Annotated in this window: 14 protein-coding genes; all 14 read right to left on the minus strand. The window is 62.0% G+C overall.

Going from position 1 to position 19425, the window contains the following annotated elements:
* Positions 1 to 4: 4 nt before the first annotated feature.
* The gene (wecB, locus tag NZU74_11310) at positions 5 to 1093 is read right to left on the minus strand and encodes a UDP-N-acetylglucosamine 2-epimerase (non-hydrolyzing) (GenBank protein ID MCS6881912.1); all 1089 of its coding nucleotides are present in this window, start codon (positions 1091 to 1093) and stop codon (positions 5 to 7) included.
* Positions 1094 to 1097: 4 nt separating this feature from the next.
* Positions 1098 to 2066, minus strand: coding sequence for an acyltransferase (locus NZU74_11315; protein MCS6881913.1), 969 nt, complete (start codon positions 2064 to 2066; stop codon positions 1098 to 1100).
* Positions 2067 to 2225: 159 nt separating this feature from the next.
* Complete coding sequence (locus NZU74_11320) at positions 2226 to 3743, minus strand: polysaccharide deacetylase family protein (protein MCS6881914.1); 1518 nt, start codon at positions 3741 to 3743, stop codon at positions 2226 to 2228.
* A gap of 166 nt (positions 3744 to 3909) precedes the next feature.
* A complete protein-coding gene (locus NZU74_11325; GenBank protein ID MCS6881915.1) occupies positions 3910 to 5136 on the minus strand; it encodes a LamG domain-containing protein in 1227 nt (408 codons plus the stop codon).
* 304 nt (positions 5137 to 5440) lie between these two features.
* Positions 5441 to 7384, minus strand: coding sequence for a hypothetical protein (locus tag NZU74_11330; GenBank protein MCS6881916.1), 1944 nt, complete (start codon positions 7382 to 7384; stop codon positions 5441 to 5443).
* Positions 7385 to 8082: 698 nt separating this feature from the next.
* On the minus strand, positions 8083 to 8913 hold the full coding sequence (locus NZU74_11335) for an alpha/beta hydrolase (protein MCS6881917.1): 831 nt from the start codon (positions 8911 to 8913) through the stop codon (positions 8083 to 8085).
* A complete protein-coding gene (locus NZU74_11340; protein ID MCS6881918.1) occupies positions 8825 to 10432 on the minus strand; it encodes a hypothetical protein in 1608 nt (535 codons plus the stop codon). Before NZU74_11340 ends, NZU74_11335 begins: the two co-directional genes overlap by 89 nt.
* Positions 10433 to 10546: 114 nt before the next feature.
* Entirely contained in the window at positions 10547 to 11986 is a 1440-nt protein-coding gene (locus tag NZU74_11345) for an O-antigen ligase family protein (protein MCS6881919.1), read from the minus strand.
* Between the two features lie 17 nt (positions 11987 to 12003).
* Positions 12004 to 12945, minus strand: a complete 942-nt coding sequence (locus NZU74_11350; GenBank protein MCS6881920.1) for a glycosyltransferase family 2 protein — start codon at positions 12943 to 12945, stop codon at positions 12004 to 12006.
* The gene (locus NZU74_11355) at positions 12926 to 14146 is read right to left on the minus strand and encodes a glycosyltransferase family 4 protein (protein MCS6881921.1); all 1221 of its coding nucleotides are present in this window, start codon (positions 14144 to 14146) and stop codon (positions 12926 to 12928) included. Before NZU74_11355 ends, NZU74_11350 begins: the two co-directional genes overlap by 20 nt.
* Positions 14146 to 15363, minus strand: coding sequence for a glycosyltransferase family 4 protein (locus tag NZU74_11360; GenBank protein MCS6881922.1), 1218 nt, complete (start codon positions 15361 to 15363; stop codon positions 14146 to 14148). The genes NZU74_11355 and NZU74_11360 overlap by 1 nt, the downstream gene beginning before the upstream one ends.
* Positions 15364 to 15510: 147 nt before the next feature.
* Positions 15511 to 16422: a glycosyltransferase family 2 protein gene (locus tag NZU74_11365; GenBank protein MCS6881923.1), complete on the minus strand. Its 912-nt coding sequence runs from the start codon at positions 16420 to 16422 to the stop codon at positions 15511 to 15513.
* Positions 16422 to 17750, minus strand: a complete 1329-nt coding sequence (locus NZU74_11370) for a glycosyltransferase family 4 protein (protein ID MCS6881924.1) — start codon at positions 17748 to 17750, stop codon at positions 16422 to 16424. Before NZU74_11370 ends, NZU74_11365 begins: the two co-directional genes overlap by 1 nt.
* Positions 17751 to 18070: 320 nt before the next feature.
* Positions 18071 to 19417, minus strand: a complete 1347-nt coding sequence (locus tag NZU74_11375) for a glycosyltransferase family 4 protein (GenBank protein ID MCS6881925.1) — start codon at positions 19415 to 19417, stop codon at positions 18071 to 18073.
* Between the last annotated feature and the right edge of the window lie 8 nt (positions 19418 to 19425).

Raw genomic sequence — 19425 nt, forward strand, 5'->3', positions numbered from 1 at the left:
CTTCCTACGAACTGCTGAGGAGGTCGGCTATGGCGTCAACGGCCCGTTCTGCTGCCCCGGCGCGCACCGGAGCGGGCGTTTCGCGCAGGCGGGCGAGGGCCTGTGGCGCAAGCCAGGCGCGGGCGCCGGTCGTGATAGACTCAAACGTATTGCCGATGAGCACGGCTACCCCGGCATCCACCAGGTAACGCCACTCGGTTTCGTTGCGTACAATCAGCAGCGGCGTTCCCAGCACCGCCGCTTCTTCTTGCAACCCGCCCGAGTCGGTCAGCAAGGCGCGGGCGGCGCCGACGAGCCGCAGGGTGTCGAGGTAGCCCAGGGGGCGGCAGACGCGCACGCGCGGCGACAGAACCAGCCGCTGCTGATCCAGGGCCGCCTGGGTGCGCGGATGCACCGGGAAGACGATGATATGCTCTTCAGCCACCGCGTTAATCGCTCGCACGATGCCGGGAAGGACGTCGGGAGTGGTGTTCTCAGCCCGATGAATGGTTAGCGCCAGGTAGCTCCGGGGTTGCAGTTCGAGTTGTTCAAGGATTGGCGACAGTTCGGCGCGGCTTCGGTTGCGCTGGGCGGCGTCAATAGCCGTGGAGCCGATGATCCGGATACGTTCCTCCGGCAGCCCTTCGCGACGCAGGTTCTCAGCGGCGATATCGTCGGCGGCGAGGAGCAGGTCGGCGATGTGATCAACGATGATCCGGTTTAGTTCTTCTGGCATGGCCCGGTTGAACGAACGCCCGCCTGCTTCCAGATGCACCAGCGGTATACCCAGCTTGGCCGCGCAGAGCGCGCCGGCCATGGTTGTATTCGTGTCGCCCTGAACCAGGACTGCGTCGGGGCGCCGTTCGAGCAGGATTGGCTCCAGACGGGCCAGGATGCGCGCCGTCTGTTCCCCGTGACTCGCCGAACCCACCCCCAGGGTATGCTTCGGCGTCGGCAGGCCCAGTTCCTCGAAGAAGATCGCGTCTACCTCATATGAGTAGTGCTGCCCCGAATGGACGAGCACGTGGTCGAAACGCTGCTCCAGCAACGGAATCACCGGCGAGAGCTTGATAATCTCAGGTCGCGTGCCCAGGATGGTGAGAACGGTCGGCATACAATTAACACCTTTCTGCATACTCAAGTTGCACGCCATAGTAGCGTTTGAGAAACAGCATCAGTTCGACATAAATATGGTCACGTGCGCCGGTCATCTGTTTACGATCCAGATCCAGCCAGAGATCCGGGGCCGGGGGGCGCCAGTCGGGGCGGTTCACCAGCCAGATGGTGCGCTCGCTGGGGGCGCTCGGCGCTGGCAGCGGCCCCTGAGCGGGAGCGATAGCGATGCGGTACGCTCGCCGGTGATGGGTGAACCGGAGCGCACCCGGCTCCTCCCGCGGCGCCAGTCCCATACCGTCGGCAAGGATCAGTTCGCCAAAATGACGCAGCATCTGTGTCACCGCTGCATCCCGCTGGCGCGGGTTCAACGTGCGACGCATCCGTTCCATCGAGCTGACAACGCGGGCAGGGCTGCCCTCGGCGACGCTGCCGGGGGGCAGCGCGCCGCTCACCACCGTGCGCGAGTTGACAAAACTGTTGTCGCCAACCTCGGCGCCGGGCTGAAAAAAGACCCCCGCCGCGCACCACACGTAATCGCCCACGGTTACCCGCCCGAAGCGCACCCAGTAGCCCTCGGTATAGGGCAGAAACGAGCCGTGCGTATAGACCACGCAGCGCGCCCCCAGCGCGCTCCAGTTGCCGATGCGCACCTCCTCTTCGGTGTTAATCAGACATTGCGGGCCTACGTAACTGTGAGCGCCCAGGCGTAGGCCCCTGGCCCCATAAACCAGCGTAAAGCTGCTCACCAGCGTATAGGGGCCAATCACTACATCGCCGTCGCAGCGAATGAGGGTAAGCGCCCGAATCGCGCAATGATCCCCCAGGCTGATGTGACGGCCCATCACGCTGGCGAACCAGCCGATCTGCACGTTGCGCCCGATCCGCGCGCCGCAGCACACCCGCAGCACCCACGGTTTGAGCGCCGGCGGCAGGACGAAGAGCAGCGCGAAGATGAAGGTGCGAAAGCTCATAAATGTTAGGGAAGGCTCTTCTCACCGGGGCGTGTGCGAAGGCATTGCATCTGCGGCTGAGCGCCGGTTAGAGGAGGGAAACCTGGTTTCCCCGCCCTCCTGCCTGATAAGACGGTTCAGCAAAGCGAGGTTTTCCCGGAGTGTAAGCAGATAACCTGGTCATCTGAACAGATCGGAGCCTCGCCGCGTCTGGATATGCGACATCACCGGCATTGCAACCGGGTCGAGCCCCGTGCTGGCCCGCTCAAGCATGGCCTGGCGGTCCGCCCAGTGGGTCGCGATTGCCTCTGGCGTGGCGAACCAGACATCACCGCGGGCGAATAGTTCCTCCCACAGCTCCCGGTACGCCGCTGCCCAGCCAGGGAACAGCGTGTCGTCATAGACGTACTCATGAACGTTTACCAGTAGCAGACCGCCCTGCCGAGCGGCGGTCTCGACCAGGCCGCGCAACAGAGAGCGCCGATCGCCGGGATTGTCGGCCTGGTGGCCAAACAGGTGATCATCCATCCAGGCCGTGGGGAGTTGCAGGGTGCGCAGGGGCCGGCGCTGCCCCTGATGCCAGGGGTAGAATGGCCAGCTTGAGCCGCGCCGCCAGCCCAGGTAGCGGTTATGGGTCAGCGAGGCGTCGTAGGCAAAGCCCACCTGCTCGTGGAGCAGCAGAGTATCCTCCGGATTGCGCGGATCGAGGTGCCAGTAGTGGTGGCGGTTACCCTTGATTGGCTGGCCGCTGACTTCGGCAAGCAGGGCCCGCTCGGCGGCGAGCTTCTCGGCGCTGGTGTAGGCCAGGTAACTGGCGTGGAGACCGATCTCCCAGCCCTCGGCCGCCAGTTCGCGGAACAGCGCGCGAAAGTGTGGCGCTCTGATGTCGTAGAAGCCGTCGGGCAGGCCGGTGGCATACTGGTACAGCGATCCCTTGCGCGCCATAAAGTAGAAGGCCGAACGCGCCCCGAAGCGGCGCTCCAGTTCCATCCACGAGCGAAAGTGCCAGTGAGTGTGCCAGCCCAGGGCGACGGACGCGGCTGCTCCCAGACCGGCGAGGCGCTGGCGAGCAAGGATGCGTAGCGGCTCGATCCAGCGAATAAGCTCCGGGTAGTCTACATCGTGGCCGCAGGCCGCCGCCATGCGCGCGCCGTAGGGCCAGCGCGCTATTCCTGGCCTGTAGCCCAGTTCGGCGAGCTGTGTCTCGATGCGTTGCCCGATGGCTGAAGCCAGAGCCTGGCGAAGCACGCCCAGCTCCAGGGTTGCCGTGCCGCTCAGGTCAGTGTAACCGTGCCGCCTCCGAGGACGCTGGTATTCCTCTTGCCCCGTAAGGAGCCAGAAGACATCGAACACCACATCGCGCTCGATGATTACCTGACCCTCCTGCAGGGCAACCAGAGGGCGCTGTTCGCTCGAGCTGGCAAAGTGTGGCCGGATCCATCCCGACCTCGCTTCTATTCCCTGGAGCACCGGTCGTGTAGGATGCGCCCATCGCTCAGGGCTGGCCCGTATCAGCAGGCGCGCTGGCGGCGCTAGCTCCGGTTGTACCGTGTATGCAATGTCCACCAGGACGCTGTTCCAGGACTCCTCGATCCAGGCGTACCCCGTACCCGTAAGTAAGGTGCGCCAGGTGTAGGTTATTTCTGGCCGGAATGGCTCGAGGATTGGATCGAGCGCGATTATGAGTCTCGGAACCATAAACCTGCCTGACTTCTACTTTCTCCACGGCATAAGCGGGGTAATTCCACGCGTCCAACCTTATTCCAACTGGCGTTCGGATGTTGAACATCTTCCTGCAATTAGGAAACCCGATTACCTGTAACCGTCTGACCGCCTATCTTTATGTCACGCGCTGAGAGCGCGCTCAGTCTGTTGGGCACGTCACCAGTGGCAGATAGATCCGGAACGGGAAATTGGCTCTCTCTGCCCGGGCCGGAATGACCCGGGGTTCGCCTGCTGACGTGACATTGGTTCGGCCGGTCGAGCAACCGCCGGGCGGGCCGGCTGAGGGTGCCAACGACGGCGTAGGGCTGGAACCGGGGCTCGGGCTGGGACCGGGGCTCGGGCTGGAACCGGGGCTCGGGCTGGAACCGGGGCTCGGGCTGGGACCGGGGCTCGGGCTGGGACCGGGGCTCGGGCTGAGACCGGGGCTCGGGCTGAGACCGGGGCTCGGGCTGGGACCAGGGCTCGGCGGTGGCGGCAGCGAACTGCTGAAGGGTGTATCGCTGGACCAGTGCTGAGCGGTGCCGCCCGCGCGCGGGTTCAGCGTGCCATTGCTGGGGCCGCCCGCTGCGCCCGAGCTATCGCCGATGGTGGCGCCGGCGCCCTCGTCGAAGCGGTAGAGCGCCACAGTGTTGGCGTCAACAGGATGCGGGGCGTTCGGGCGCGTGAACGAGGCGCTATAACGCACGATGTTTGAGATCCGCAGGTCGTCGAGCAGGCCAGCGTAGTAGCGGCTGCCCGGGTAGTCGTGCTTCTCGGCGGCCAGCACGAGGTAGGGGTCGCTGTTCGGCCAGCTTGTGCCGCGGTTGAGCCGGTAGTCGATCGGTCCTGTCGGGCCGTCCCGGCTTGCGTCAAGCGCGCCATCAACGAAGATGCGCATCGGGCCGTTATTCGAGCGCGTGACGGCGATATGGCGCCAGGTGTTCGTTGTGACGACGGTGTTGCCGACGAGCAGGCGATCGTCATTGCCCACCGCGACGCCGAAGACGATCCGCCCGTTACAGATGGCGATCCCGTAGTCGCCGCGATCGCCCGCCCCAAACACATCTCGATCGATCACGATATTGCCGACGTACCAGCCGTCAGGACATGCCGGGGCCGAGTTATCAGCAGCGGCCGCTCGCATCCAGAACTCGATGGTGAAATCACCACTGACATTTACCGGGCGCGAGGCGGTGATTTGCCCATTGCTGATCGGCCCCAGGGGAATCTTGACCCGATCCAGATCGCCTGAGCCCGTGCCGAAGAAGCGCAGCGAGTTGCCCTGAGAGGCCGGCACCGGCAAGGGTCGGGCCATCTGCCAGCTACAGAGGATGAGAAGTGTCAGGACCGTGAGCATGGCGCTGCGCGCGAAACGAAATTGCCGCATGAGCTCTCTCATCAGGATTCTAGAAGTTATTTACTTACGCTGCATCTGCTCGCATAGTCGGGCGATGACGGCGATAGTAATCATAACCGCTGCAGCTATCCGTGCAAGCACCAGAACCGGTTGAACGTAAACCTGATGCTCTTCTCACGCCGAGCGATTTTCGAGGACAGAAGTACGATGAATCCGTCGCGCCGCTGTTGGGCTCGATGGAATGGCTTCGGGAAAGCTCTGCCCTTCCCGAAGCCATCATAATCCTAAATGACCTTACAGTTTGTACAATCCCATGTGGTTCTGAGATAATTTCTCAATGACGCAGAAGCGGCACGTACACCCGGAATGGACTGCTAATTGCCGAACTGGATGGTGTGGCGTTAGGCGTTGGAGTGCTGCTTGGATCGCCATTGGAACCTGGCGGTTGAGTTGGCGCGACGGTGCTTGTGGGTGTAACAAGAGGCGCCCGGATGTCCGTCGGCGTCGGAGTGGCCGTTGGCGCCGACGTATTCGTCGGCGTCGGAGTGGCCGTTGGCGCCGACGTATTCGTCGGCGTCGGAGTGGCCGTTGGCGCCGACGTATTCGTTGGCGTCGGGGTGCTGGTGGGAGTAGGAGGCGCCTCGCTGAAAGACACCTCGGCGTACCCGATCACTTCCCGACGGTTAAAGATCTGGATAAGCGCCGCTGCGTCGTCTGGCAACGCGCCGCCGAGCGTGAAGCTGATCGTCTTTTGACCCGCTGGCGCGCCTTGCGGCAACCGCGCCAGCAGCGCTCCTCGCGCCGTTCCGCCTGACCATGCATCGGTCACCGCCGCCGGATCCGCAGCCAGAGTCGCCTCGACGCCGAAGCCGCCAAGGGTTTGCGGGACAACCGTTGCGATGTCTACCTCCGGAGGCAGGGTTACCAGTACGCTGCCCCCATTAGGGATGGCTCCGGTGGTAAAGCGGAGGTTATAGAGCATTCCAGCGCGCTCGATACTGACGCCAGTAAGCGGCGTCCCCGGAGTCATCTCAGCTAACCCGAAGCGGAAGGAGTTCGGGCGCGTGCTGGTGGCGTAGTAGAGCCGGTAGCGCGGCCCCTCCTTCAACCCCCGCACCGCCCAGACCTCGTCTGGCGCGCCGGCCACGATCGCGTCGCTGGCGCCCGTGTACACCGGCGCATTCGGCGTGGGCCGCACCCACGCGCGCCCGTCGGTGGAGACGACGTGGCCGGTGGTGAAGCCGGCAGTAAAGCCTTTGGCCTCGTACCACATCCGGTAGATGGCGCCGTCTTTGATGACGAAGGGAACGCCGACGCTGTTATCGTCGAAGGTGCCGAACGGCCCGGCGCGGAAGATTGAACCATCGCTGTAATTGCTCACCCGGGTCCAGTTCACCCCGTCGGGGGAGAGGGCATAGCCGATGGCAAAGCTATAGGCCGGGCTGGTGCGCACGCCCTCGAACCACATGCGGTAGCAGGGGCCGCTGGCGCGTCCGCCCTCGCAGGGCGCAGCGGGGCTGGCCTGGTCGAGGAGGACGCTGGGCGCGACAACGTAGGAGGCGTCGAACTGCGCAGGGTCGCCGGAGTGGCGCAGGACGGCGCCGCTGCCCGCGTTGCCGGGGACGCGGGTCCAGGTCCGCCCGTCCACCGACTCGGCCAGACCGATGCCAGCGATGGTGTTGGGATCGCTGAAGCCGCTGTAGTACATGCGAAAGATGCTGCCAACCCGAATGATGTTCATAGTAGAGACCCCAGCCCGGTCGAAGGCGCCGGGCACGCCGGAGCCCTCGAAGACGGCGCCGCCGTAGGCGTTGCCAGGGACGCGGCTCCAGGCGATGCCATCGGGGGAGACGGCATAGCCGATGCGGCGCTCGTAGAGGGGGGCGGGGCCGGTGCCAACGTACCACATGCGATAGCAGAGGCCGCTGGTCCGTCCGTTCTCGCAGGGGGCGGCGGGAGAGGCGGCATCGCGCAGGACCTGTGGGGGGAAGATCTCGGTGACATCGAAGAAGGTGCCTGCACCGCCGCACCCATCACCCGCGCGGCCAAACACCGCGCCGCCTGCGCAAGGCCCGACTACCTGCTGCCAGAGCTGGTTGTTCGGCTCGGAGGGTTGGGCGAGGATGCGGTTACGAATCGTAACCTGCTCCGCGTGTGAATGGTGGGGTCTCGAAATGGTCGCCACCGCCTGTTTCGGAGCGAAGAGGACCGAAAGGAAGATAAAGGCGCTTGCTAAAGCGCCAGACACGAGCAGGAGGGTGCCAGGACGTAGTGCCACGATGCGTTGCTCCCCTGGATTGTTGCATCTGGTATACAGATACAAGTTTGATCCAGCGAATTCTGGCCAGTAATCACATGCAGAGAAGCGTCAGCAAAGCTGCTAGAAACGCCGCCTATCAGTATTGAATGCACCGCCGAAGATGCAGGCAACACAGGACTTGTCGGCAGCTTGTAGCATCTACGTGCAAAGCATAGTATCACATCATCGTGAATGCTGGCTGAGCAGGCTTTTGCTTTTCGTGAGCGGGTTGTCATTGAATGCCTCGATACCGAAGTGTCTGTACGACACAGGGACAGGGGAAAAAAGATTGGAGTTCGCTGCATCCTCCTCGACGTGCTCATCCACGGCCATATTCGCATCAGTGGGGCATCAATCGAAAACACTGCCGCCATCGTACTCATCGTAAAAGTCGGGTTATAACAATTAACCAGGTTACAGCGGTTGCAGTTGCTGACCTCGAGCGAATTGACAATAGCTGCTGTTCTGGGAGTCTGGAGTGGATTACTGTATGTTAATCCCCTGTGAGCGATCGCCAATCCAGAGGCTGGCCATAGCCATCCGATGGAAGTGAAACAGGACATCGCTGGCGTTGGTCAGCGCACCTGCTTCGTTGGCTGGCGTGCGCCATTGCCAGGCGCCTGCCAGTCTAGCGCGCTCTGACTGCTTCCCCGAATCAGGTGCATAGTCAATAAGTCCTAAAAACTGATCGTCGCTGCGCGCAACCAGCCTACCAGATGCGCCATTGCTCCCCGATGATAGCGCTTCGTCCAACCTGGATCGCTCCAATCTATGGGGCCATTAGTAATGTCGAACAGTGTATGCTCAGCCCCCTCAGCAATGTATAGATCCGCGCCGAAGGGCAGCTTCTCTCGATGGGCGGTCACTGCGTCCAGGCCGATGCGGGCCAGTTCCGGCTCGCTATCGGCGACGATGACGAGGATCGGCGCAGCGACAGCGGTAATCTCCTCCGGGCCAAGCAGATTGGAAATCAGCGCAACGCCCCGTGGCGGCTGGATGGCCCGGAACGCGGCGAATTGCGCGGCCAGGTGCCGGGTGCCAATGCTCTGAGCCACGATAAACACCCGTTCAGGGTCGATCCCCGGCTGGCTCGCAGCGGCGCGGTAGGCGGCCAGCGCGTCATCGGCTTCGCAGCAACCGTAGACTCCTGTGCTCTGCCCGGCGCCGCGCTTGTCGAAGCGGAACACGGCAAAGCCTGCAGGCAGGAGGATCTCGGCCAGGTACCCGTAAGCATCCCGCGTTACCGGGCCGGAGTGGTGGATGATAAAGACCAGCGGCGCGAGCCTGTCACCTGCGGGGAGATCGAGTTCCCCGGCGAGGGTTGCCTCGTCGCTCTGAAATTGCACCTCGCGCCGCTCGCGGGCAATGCCCTCCAGTTGGGGGGTGGGGAGGGCGTCGGGCAGAGGCGAGATGGTCACCTCAGGCAGGGACGGCGGTGGTGACAAACAGGCGCTGAGATACAGCAGGATGATCAGCAGGCTGCACGCGATAAATCGTGACCGTTGCATTTGTATATACTGGAACTAGTTCTGGCCCTGAACTGGTCTCAAAGGCGATGCGCGGGTGATCCTGCTCGCGCACGATCACATACGTTACCCCGAACTCGTTGAGCAGCGCTCGACGCTCAGGCCGGGATGTGGCGGGATTGACCACCCGTTCCGCATTCTCACGTTTAGTAAAAAAGTCCAGCGTCCCGGCCCAGTGCGCCACATAGGCCCGTGCGTCGGACCAGACGGGGACATGCTGGTTGATTTCCAGCACGCCCAGCACCACATCCTGATTGGTCGCATGGCTTCCCAGCCAGCGCAATGCGGCCACCTCATCCTGACTCAGGAAGTAAGGCTGGCTGTAGCGTGAGAGGTCGTAGAAGCGCCAGAACAAAATATAGACATTGGTCACGACGCACAGCCCCAGGATGGTTGCCAGAGCAGGCCGCGCCAGGCGTGGCGTGTGCGCGCGCAGCCATGGCCAGATGCTCCGCTGGATGGCACGGGCAGCGAGGATGGCAATCGGCGCCTGCCAGCCCAGGAGCAGGTGGATCTGGAAGCTGAGCGGTAAGTAGATAAGCACGAAGTGGGCGAGGAACCATACCGCCACCAGCAGTTCGGCGTCGTCGCGGCTGCGGAGCATCCGCGGGCGGAAGGCGAGCAGGGCCAGCAGCAGGGGCAGACCCATCAGGATCGGCAGATGCAGGGGTCCCGGCGTCCACGCCCCGGCATTGTCGAACTGCGCCAGCTTACCGCCCCAGGTGGCATCCGTCAGCACCAGGTAGGAAAGGTAGGCGGCCGGCGGAAGAGCGAAGGCCACGATGATCAGGCCAGCCTTGAACAGGAAAGCCGGGAAGCGGCGATCACGCCACCAGATCAAAAGCCACCACAGGCCAAGCACGGCCCCGACAGTGAGCAGGTCGTAGGCATGCTGCAGGCCGATCAACGCCCCTACGATCCCGGCCAGCACGGCGTAGCGCAGTTGCTGGCGCTGCTGGGCATAGAGCGTCAGGCCGATCAGGGCAATAATCAGTGCCAGGGCCACGCCGAAGTGGGGAAAGGCCAGGGCGATGAAGAAGCTATTCGGCTCGGAAGTATAGATGTCGAAAGGGAACGGCGCATCAGGCAGACCCCGCATGTACTTGACGAAAATCCAGATGACGCCAAGCCCTCCGCCAAAGGCGAACAATACGAACGCCAGACGTCGCTGAACATGATCGGGCACGGCAATGCAGAAAGAGGCATATGCACATGCCAGGAACAGGATTGTGGCAAAGATTCGTAAGATCCCAAACACCGTGCCGAACTCCAGACCAAATAGCGCGCCAGCGCGACCGGCGCTCCACCAGAGTAAGTGGAAGAGCGCTGGCTCGTTCGGTTCGGGGGTAAGCCGGTTGGCCGCGAGGTTCTGGCGGCTCAGATCACGCATCCATGCGAAGTACTGGTTATGGTCGGGGATATTGAACATTACACCAGTAAAATGGCGGCCTGGCGGCGCGGTGGTGTAGGCAAAGATGAATGGCAGGCTGGTCAGAATCAAAACAACCGTTATGACAAAAGCGCAGAAACGCCAGCCGAAACCTGCCGAGTATTTTCTTGCGGCCTGATCCGCGACAGCCAACCGGTCTGGCAGAGATGGATGGAGCGACATACTTCAGACCTCCTGCGCGGGTGCTCTTGAGGCGGCAACGCTTTGCCGATCAACCATCCGCCTCACCACAATGAGCAATCCGAGAAAGAGCCAGCTATAGATCGCGTAGCGAAAGCCCGCGATGCTCTGGTTGTAGACAAAGGGCAATACCCAGTCACCCAGCATCATTGAGACCTGCGCAGCGGCCCAGCCGGCCGTGGCGACAATGGCCACCGTGTGTAGCAGTCCGGGCGGCGCGATCTGCACTGTGCGCCAGCCATACCACAAACTGGCGCCCACGAACCAGAGCCAGAGCCCTAAGCCAACCACCCCGAACTGGGCCAGAATGTCGAAGTAGTTATTATGGGTCGAGCGGGCATCCCAGGGAAAGTAGGTCATGTTATAGGGTGCGTAGCCCCCCGGTCCGGTGCCGAAGAGCCAGTGCTCGCGCACGATCCCCAGGTTACGCTCCCAGATCTCCAGGCGTCCGCTGCTGCCTTCTTCGATGTTTGCAGCAGTTACTCTATCCAGGTAGGTCCGCCCCGGTCCGAGGACCGCAAAGGGGATAGTTATGATTAGCAGCATCACGAAGATTTTGCGCGAGTGCAGAAAGCTTAGCGCAAACAACCCCGCCAGGGTCGGGAGCCAGCCAGAGACCCAGAGGGAGTTCTTAATCGCTGCCAGGTACAGATGCCAGCCGAGGAGCGTCACGCCCAGCAGTCTTCCATACCACGGCGTGTGCGGATAGACAAGCGCCAGTCCGGCCAGCGGCACTGCAAACCACAGTCCCCACAGTCCTTGATCGCTCAGAAATGGCTGGCGTATCCCGAAAAACTGGGTGAAAGTCATCATTGCGCCAGCGACGATGAATGACCATAGGTAAAACCAGATCTGCCAGGTCTGGTCAATGAAACGTGCAACCAGGAACGGAACCCACATCAGGGCCAGCAACGACAATAACGAGGCGATCTGGACCAGGCGGAAGTTGCCCATGACGCTCCAGTTCAGGATCGGGTCGGCCCACAGGATGCCCCAGGGCAGGGAAATAATGCAAACGACCATGAACGCCAGCAACACCCGGTTGAATGGTGTGGGTGTCACCTCCCATTTGCGCCGGGTCAGCATGCCGACCAGCCACAACCCGGTCAGCCCGAGCGTAATGACCATGCTGATAGGCATTTCGCTGGCATTGCCTACCGGCATATTGGCCGTGCGCATCGCGAGCGCTGTCAGGGGCAGGATCAGAACAATGGTCGCGAAATAGCGCGAGGCGAAGCTTATGGCGATCGGTAGCAGCGGGAGCACGACAAGCATCAGCGCCAGACGCGAGGTCCCGCGGGCGAGGATCATCCCGATCAGAACGCTGTAGGCGATCATGGCCACGATGACGGCAGACATAATGAGCCGCCGGGGGAGTGAGGGCAGCTCCTCCGGTCGTTCAAGCATATCAAGCCATCGCCACATGGATCGCTCCTGCCATCTCAGCACTGCTCGGGAAGCGGCGCTTGCCAGATATGGCGGCTGAGCGCCATCAGCAGCAATCCCCCGTCGCGTGCGAAGGCGTGTCCTGTGGGATGGCGCGCTGCGGTTGCCATCAGCATCAGACCGCCAATGGTAGCCTTGCCGAGAAAGATAAACTGCAGTCCCAGACCTAGCAGTACAGCAGCCGGGCGACCGTAGTGTTTGCGAAAGAAGCGCAGCTTGCTCCGATACAGTTCAAACTTCATCCGTGTCGCTGCCTGTTTGCTGCTCTGCCCGCCGAAGTGGATCACTTCCGACCCCGGCAGGTAGCACACCTTCCAGCCGGCCTGACGCGTGCGATAGCACCAGTCAACTTCCTCGGTGTACATAAAGTAGCGTTCGTCCATCAGCCCGACCTGGGGCAGGATGCTGCGCCGGATCATCAGCACTGCGCCATCAATCCAATCGGTGCTGTAGGCCAGTGTTCCGTCCGTTGTCGGATAGCGCCAGCGCAGGCGTAGTTTCTTGCCGAGCAGTTCGGTGAACAAGCTGGGAAACAATGCCCACGACGGTTGCAGAGAGCCGTCGGAATTGAGGAGGCGCGAACCGACGATTCCCACGTCCGGGTGAGCATCGAGAAAGTGCACCAGCGCTGCCAGTGAGCCGGGGCGCGCGATCGTGTCGCTGTTTAACAACAGCACGTGCCGGCTGTCGCTGGCCCGGATGGCCTGGTTGTTCGCAACCGCGAAGCCCAGATTCTCCTTATTAGCGATGATACGCACCTCGGGGTATTGCTCTCGCACTGCCTCGACGCTTCCATCGCGGGAGGCGTTGTCCACTACCCACGTTTCGGCGGCAATCCCGGCGGTCGCCGCCGGCAGTGAGGCCAGGCAGTCCAGCAAGAGCTGGCGCGTGTTCCAGTTGACAATGATGATGGCCAGATCAGGCGTGTGGCGCGACATAGGCCAGGCTCCTCTGGGCAACGATGGCTTCGATGAGGTCAACGAAGCGGGTTCCAATAGTTCGCCAGTCGTACCGTTCAGCCGCTGCGCGACGACCATTTGCACTTAATCGCGCGCGCTCCACGGGATGGGTGAGCAAACGCACGGTAGTTTCAGCAAAGGCCGCGGGGGTGTCGGCGATCATGAGATCCTGTCCAGGCACGAGGTCAAGCCCCTCGGCGCCTTTTGTGGTGCTGACTACCGGTGTGCCCAGGGCCAGGGCTTCAAGGATTTTCAAGCGTGTGCCCCCACCCTCGCGCAGAGGCACGACTTCGACTGCGCTGCGGGCGATCAGGGCGCGCACATCTTCAACATAACCGGTGAAAACGACCCCCTTCGACACTGGTAAAGCCGTTCGCTGTTCGACCGTGTTGTGTCCAGTAACCCGGAAGGTTGCCGCAGGGCGCTGGCGCTGGATCTGCGGAAAGATCTCCGTCAAAAAGAAGCGCACGGCATCGAAGTTGGCGGCATAGGTCAATGCACCGGGGTAGATCAGCGTGTCGGGCTCTGGATCGTACCGGTAGCCCTGACAGCCAATCAGATCAGCACCGTTGGGAACAATGCTGATTTCGACCGGCGTGTTGCCTGTTAGCCGGCGGGCCAGTGCCGCTTCGCGCTCGGACACCACGGTTACCGCGCTGAAGCCGCGCAGCAGATGGCGTACATAGCGCTGGTGTTGCAGCGCAGTGAGCAGGTAGCGCAGGCGTCGGTGCGGGCTGCGCTGCTTGCGGTAATGCTCGAGCAGATAGGCCAGTTCCAGCTCTTCCAGGATACGGGGCGCCCTCGCGACTCTGAGCGCGTATGGGGCCATATCGATTTGAAACGCGATGACGACATCGGGCTGCCACTGTCGTGTCGCGGTCTCGACGGCCCTGGCCAGTTCTGCGCTCCACGTGGCGCGTACCGAGGCCGGCTCTGGCACCACCAGACTGGTCAGATGGTCCGTCAGCCGTAGCGGGCGCCCTGGGCGTTCGACAGCGGTAATCGAAGCGCACATCTGTTGCAAGGCTTCGCGTCGAGCCAGTGTAGCCGGACCCTGCGTACAGGCAATCAGATGCACTTCGTGGCGCTTGGCCAGGTGACGCACCAGTTGCATGATCCGCATGCGTGAGCCATTATCAGCAGGCTCAGGCCACCAGGTTGAGAGAGCGAGGATGCGCATCAGGGTGTTTCCTTGTGGCTGTGATGAGAATCAGGTGTGGCAGGACGGGTCGGCGTAACCCCTGCCGCTATCCGGGCATGGACATTCTGCATCGTCTGGAAGCGGGCGTAACTTGCCAGCGTGCGTTCAGCCGTGGAGTGCCACGAAAACTGTCCGGCTCGGGCGTAGCCGAGGGTGCGCAGCCGTTCGGCTTCCTCCGGGTCGCTTAGCACCCGAGTAATCAATGCTGCCAGGGTGCAGTCGTCCTCGGCATCGCAGATCAGCGCAGCGCCCCCGGCGACTTCGGGGATCGATCCGCGATCCGAGGCAATCACCGGCGCGCCACAGGTCATCGCCTCCAGGATAGGGATGCCAAAGCCTTCGATCCACGAAGGAAAGACAAACGCCTCCGCCATACTGAAGAGGGTGATCAGGTCCTCACGGGGCGGCCGCAGGAGCAAGCGGGCATATCCGGCTGCCACGGCTTCCTGAACGATGGGGAGCGGCTGATGTCGTGCGAAGAAGACGATCACGTACTTCGAACGTATCTTGTCCGGCAGGCGCCGCCAGGCGCGCACGATCACCGCAGGGTTCTTCAGACCATCGGCGAGCACGAAGGGCAGCCGCAGGTCGTAGCGCTCTCGCACCGCCGCCTGGATCTCGGGATCGCGCACCAGGCGCAGGTCGGGGGTAGGCGCGAGGTAAATCGCTGTGATCCGCTCCGGATCGATCCGGCAGTAGCGCAGAATGTCCCGGCGCGCGTGCTCGGAGATAGTGAGAATGCCGTGGGATCGTCGCACCGCCGCGCGGCTCATCAGGTGCAGGTAGGTCATCATCCCAATGGTCCGCGCATCTTTGCGATGGCCAGCGATAATCTCCCTGAGAGGCATGACATTAATTGCGTCGTGTAGCGTAATTACCGTTGTCGTCCCCTGAGGCCCGAAACCATAGTTGGCCGGGAAGTGGGCCACGTCGAGCCGGTCACTGGCCATGGCTCGCCGGAGGAGGAGCAGATCGTTGACCACACTCGAGGGCGCCCCGCGGTACGGAAGGTAGCGCACGGTCGCGTGTGCGGGCAGATCGCGCAGTTCAAAGGGCGCCTTCGTGTCGGCATACAGGATAAACTCGTGCTCCGGACCTGCCGCAAGCAAGGCCGGAACCAGGTGCTTGACATACGTATGCACACCGCCCACCAGGCCGTGGGAGAGGTAGCGAACGTCAATTCCAATGCGCATCATTAGCACCTTTATCGGTATAGGGCTGTGGGGTGGTCAGGTTGGTGTACCGCAAGGCTTCGGCCTATCGGGAGGCGGGGTTGGCGGCTTCTGACGAAATCACCTCCACGCCTCCACGCCTCTACGCCTCTACACCTCCACACCTCCACACTAAATCGCTGTCTCCAGTCGCCCGAACCGCCCGCGCCAGAAGTCAATCCATGCCAGGCGCATCCCTACTCGCCCCCGGCGGGAGCGCCACTTCGGGCGCAGGCACAGGCTCAGGTAGGTGCGCAGATCCTGCAGCACCAGGGCGTTGAACCAGGTCCGCGGTCGGGCGCCTGTGGCCCGCAGGAACAGTAGCCGGTTGCGCGTCATGTAGTAAGCCAGGTACTCTTTATCAAACCGGGCATTCAGGGGAATCTTGTGCCACAGCTTTGCCCGCGGCGCGAAGAGGATGCGAAAGCCCGCCCGGCTGGCGCGCACGCACCACTCGGTCTCCTCGAAGTACATGAAGAAGCGTTCATCGAGCAGGCCGGCGCGCTCCAGGGCGGCGCGCCGCAGCAGCATCGCACACCCGGTAACGAAGTCTACCTCGCGGGTTGCCGTAAATTGTCCCCGATCCTCAACCTCGCCGTCCATGCGGCTGATGCCCCGTTCCCAGTCGATCCAGCCGCCCGCCGACCAGACGCGCATCGGCGCGGCGTGGTAGTAGATGATCGGCCCGACCGCGCCGATGCGCGGGTCGGACTCGGCGGCGTTCACCAGTTCCGTGAGCATATCCGGCGCCGCTTCGGTGTCGTTGTTGAGCAACAGAGCATAGTCGCAACCCTGCGCCAGCGCATAGCGCAGCCCGACGTTGTTTCCCGCTGCGAAGCCGAGGTTCGCACCATTCTCAATCACCACCACCCGGGGACAGGCTTCCCGCACCGCCGCGGGGGTGCCGTCTTGCGAGGCATTGTCTACCACCACAACGCGATACCGCTCGCGGGGGTACTCGAGACCTTCGAGCGACGCCAGGCAGGCCAGGGTGTCGGCAAGGCCGTTGTAGGTCAGCACAATGATGGCGACGCTTGGCGACATCAACCCACCTCCACCGGTCGCGTCACCCGGCGCTGCTCGATCACCAGGCGATAGGCCTGCATCAGTTCTGCCATCTCGTCGTCAATGCTAGGTGGCGGACGCACCCCGGCGCGCAGCCGTTCCAGCAATCCTGGATCGTCGCGCAGGCGCTGGATCTGCCGCGCCAGGTCGTCGGCGTCGCCGGGCTGGAAGTGCAGCCCGTCTACCCCGTCGCGCACCAGTTCGGCCATACCGCCAAGGCGAGAGGTGATCACCGGTCGGCCCGCAGCGTGGGCCTCCATAATCGCCAGCGGACTATTCTCGTACCAGATCGATGGAACAACAGTCAGATCCAGATCGCCAAGCACCGCAGGCAACTGCGTGCGATTGTATGGACCTGCCAGCGTAATGCGAGGATCGGCGTCTATCAGTGTCCGCAACTGGCGCGTATAGTCCGGGTTCCGCTCAAGGTCGCCGAAGACCCGCAACTGGATGGGACGTCCATCAGATGGTAGTTGGCGCACTGCTTGCACAAGCACGTGAACTCCCTTATGCGGTGCAATCTGGCCGAGATAGCCGAGGCGTAGCGTGTCGCTCAGTGACGGTGGCGGCACGGCAGCCAGCAGGTCCGTATCGAGGCCACAGCGTAGCATTCGCAGTTTGCTATAAGGCAGATGGTTGGCAAACATTCCTGCCAGGAACCGCGAGGGGGCAATCACCAGATCGACCCGCGCCAGGGTCTCGCGCAGGTACGTGCGCCGCGCGGCCTGCGCCTCACGTCCTGCGCTGCCGGCCAGGGTGATCCAGAGCCAGCCTGCGGCTCCCTGGCTAATCTGCTCGGGCAGGCGATAGCGGCGCCGGTCGAGGTTGAGACACCAGGCGCAGCCGGCCGGATCGGCGGGGATCTCGGCGCAGACGTGGCCGTCGCCGCGCAGCAGGGTAAAGCGCGGGCAGAGGAACCAGTAATCGTGCAGGGTCACCACGCTCGGCACACCGAGATGGCGGGCCTCCTCCAGTGTGCCCACGCCGATCAGGTAGCCGCTATGCAGGTGCAACAGGTCTGGGCGGTTGGTCTGCATATGCCCGGCGATCCACTTGGCAACCATGGGGTTGGCGTAGGTCCAGTTCGCCGGGGCGCCCCGCAGACCCAGGTGCAGCCGCCAGACCGGCACGCCCTCGTAGCTGTCACGCTCGGCCTCGACCCCGGCAGGCCGGTCCGCGTTGAGCGTCTCAACGCAGACCACCTCAGCCTCATGCCCGTGAGCCAGCAGCCAGCGTGCCAGGCGGAAAGTGTACAGTTCGGCGCCGGCGCTGTAGCGCGGCGGGAAATGATGGATGGCAAGCAGCACCTTCAAGAGGATCTCCTTGTCGCCATTAGCCGGAGTGGGAGGTCGCCTGGCATCGTCTACGGGAAAATCGCAGCCTTCATTGTTATTGTTATTGTTATGGTTATAGAGCTACTGCTTTTTCTCTACTCAACTCATCTCATCGGCTGGCTCATAAGCTTATCGTCACTTGCTAAGCGGCGGTATAACTCGGCGCAGATGTAAAGCCTGGCGAAGAAGGTCCTGTCACCGAGGGCAACTCACAAAGCACTGAAATCTTAGAAAGCGGTAACGCCAGCGACTCAGTAGCGAAATCACGGCTACCGGCCAATTAATCGAAACAGTCAGGCAACGTTCGAATGGACCAGTTCCGTGTAGCGGGCTTCGTACTCTTCACGCATCTCGTCGACCGTCTTTACCGGATCAATTCCCAGTCGAAGCCGTGGAAGCAGCTCAGGTTCCACAATCAGACGTGTGATCCGTGCAGCGAGCTCTCGCCAGTTGCCGCGCGGAAATAGCAATCCATTTCGCTCGTGCTCTATCAATTCATTCATTCCCGGAAGATCGGTTGCCAGAACCGGCGTCTTCGTAGCTAGAGCCGAAGAAACGACTAGAGGAAAATCATACCATATTGAAGGAACCACCAGTACGTCAATCTCAGTAAGGACATCGCCCATGCGACTATTCTCGAATGTGCCAGCGAAGCGTATTCTTGGATCATTAGCCGCCAATTGGCGCAGCGTATTGCCATACGCTGGCTCCTTATCGAGGTTGCCATAGATCACCACCTGGACAGGCAGGTGATCCGGCAGGCTCTTCACGGCTTGCAGGAGGATGTCGGGGCCTTTCGATGGGATGATCTGACCAATGAAACCTATGCGCAACTGATGCGACGGCGTTTTGGTCTCATACCCTCTTGCCCAGGTCGTATCCAGACCGTAGGCCGAAACTTCGATCTTCTCGGGCGCTACACCATAGGTGATGAACAATTCGCGCACGAAGCTGGAAGCTGTGACGATCTGATCTACTTTTTCGAGTGACTGTAGCAGAAAATGGGTGCGGGCCTCCCAATCTCCGATCATGCCGCGTAAACCACGCTGAGATGTCAACCAGGCATTGCGACTCACCGTACGGATGAACGCAGCAGTTGCGGCTGCTGGTAATAGCTTGCCCGACCAGCGATAGATTTTGGTCTGTGAAGCCATGCAGCGGTTACATTTCCATGAGTCAGTTGGACCGTCGCATAGCGAGCCGTCCGGCTGCAAGAGCGTATTACGTGCGCAGAGGAACCAGAAGTCGGTCGCTGTGAGTACAATCGGCAAACCGAGTCTGTATGCGGCGGAAATGACACTGGCAGACAGTGAATAGCACGACGTAATATGGACAACATCTGGCTTGAAGCGCTCAAAGAACCTGGTGAGGTATCGCTCGACCTCGGGGTTATTATACAGATAGCCAAACACGTCGGGCGCTTTCATCCAGTTAAACCGCAGCCGTTGCACAGGCACGCCCTGGTATACATCATCTACCGGATGGATTATATGACTTTCCGCCGTTGTCCAGTCTTCAGCACAGATCACCTGTACAGCATGTCCGGCCATGTGAAGACTGGTGGCCAGATTTGTCGTCAGAACTTCTGTGCCGCCGAGATGACCGGGTGGGAAAAAGTGAGTAATAAGTACAATGCGCATACAACGTA

This window comes from Chloroflexaceae bacterium (assembly GCA_025057155.1).
Lineage (GTDB): Bacteria > Chloroflexota > Chloroflexia > Chloroflexales > Chloroflexaceae > JACAEO01.

Bases quoted from the DNA above. Each gene is read 5' to 3' on its own strand.
- NZU74_11315 (MCS6881913.1), bottom strand. From the start codon at position 2,066: ATGAGCTTTCGCACCTTCATCTTCGCGCTGCTCTTCGTCCTGCCGCCG.
- NZU74_11345 (MCS6881919.1), bottom strand. From the start codon at position 11,986: ATGTGGCGATGGCTTGATATGCTTGAACGACCGGAGGAGCTGCCCTCA.
- NZU74_11350 (MCS6881920.1), bottom strand. From the start codon at position 12,945: ATGTCGCGCCACACGCCTGATCTGGCCATCATCATTGTCAACTGGAAC.
- NZU74_11375 (MCS6881925.1), bottom strand. From the start codon at position 19,417: ATGCGCATTGTACTTATTACTCACTTTTTCCCACCCGGTCATCTCGGC.
- NZU74_11355 (MCS6881921.1), bottom strand. From the start codon at position 14,146: ATGCGCATCCTCGCTCTCTCAACCTGGTGGCCTGAGCCTGCTGATAAT.
- NZU74_11325 (MCS6881915.1), bottom strand. From the start codon at position 5,136: ATGCGGCAATTTCGTTTCGCGCGCAGCGCCATGCTCACGGTCCTGACA.
- wecB (MCS6881912.1), bottom strand. From the start codon at position 1,093: ATGCCGACCGTTCTCACCATCCTGGGCACGCGACCTGAGATTATCAAG.
- NZU74_11320 (MCS6881914.1), bottom strand. From the start codon at position 3,743: ATGGTTCCGAGACTCATAATCGCGCTCGATCCAATCCTCGAGCCATTC.
- NZU74_11365 (MCS6881923.1), bottom strand. From the start codon at position 16,422: ATGTCGCCAAGCGTCGCCATCATTGTGCTGACCTACAACGGCCTTGCC.
- NZU74_11360 (MCS6881922.1), bottom strand. From the start codon at position 15,363: ATGATGCGCATTGGAATTGACGTTCGCTACCTCTCCCACGGCCTGGTG.
- NZU74_11335 (MCS6881917.1), bottom strand. From the start codon at position 8,913: ATGCAACGGTCACGATTTATCGCGTGCAGCCTGCTGATCATCCTGCTG.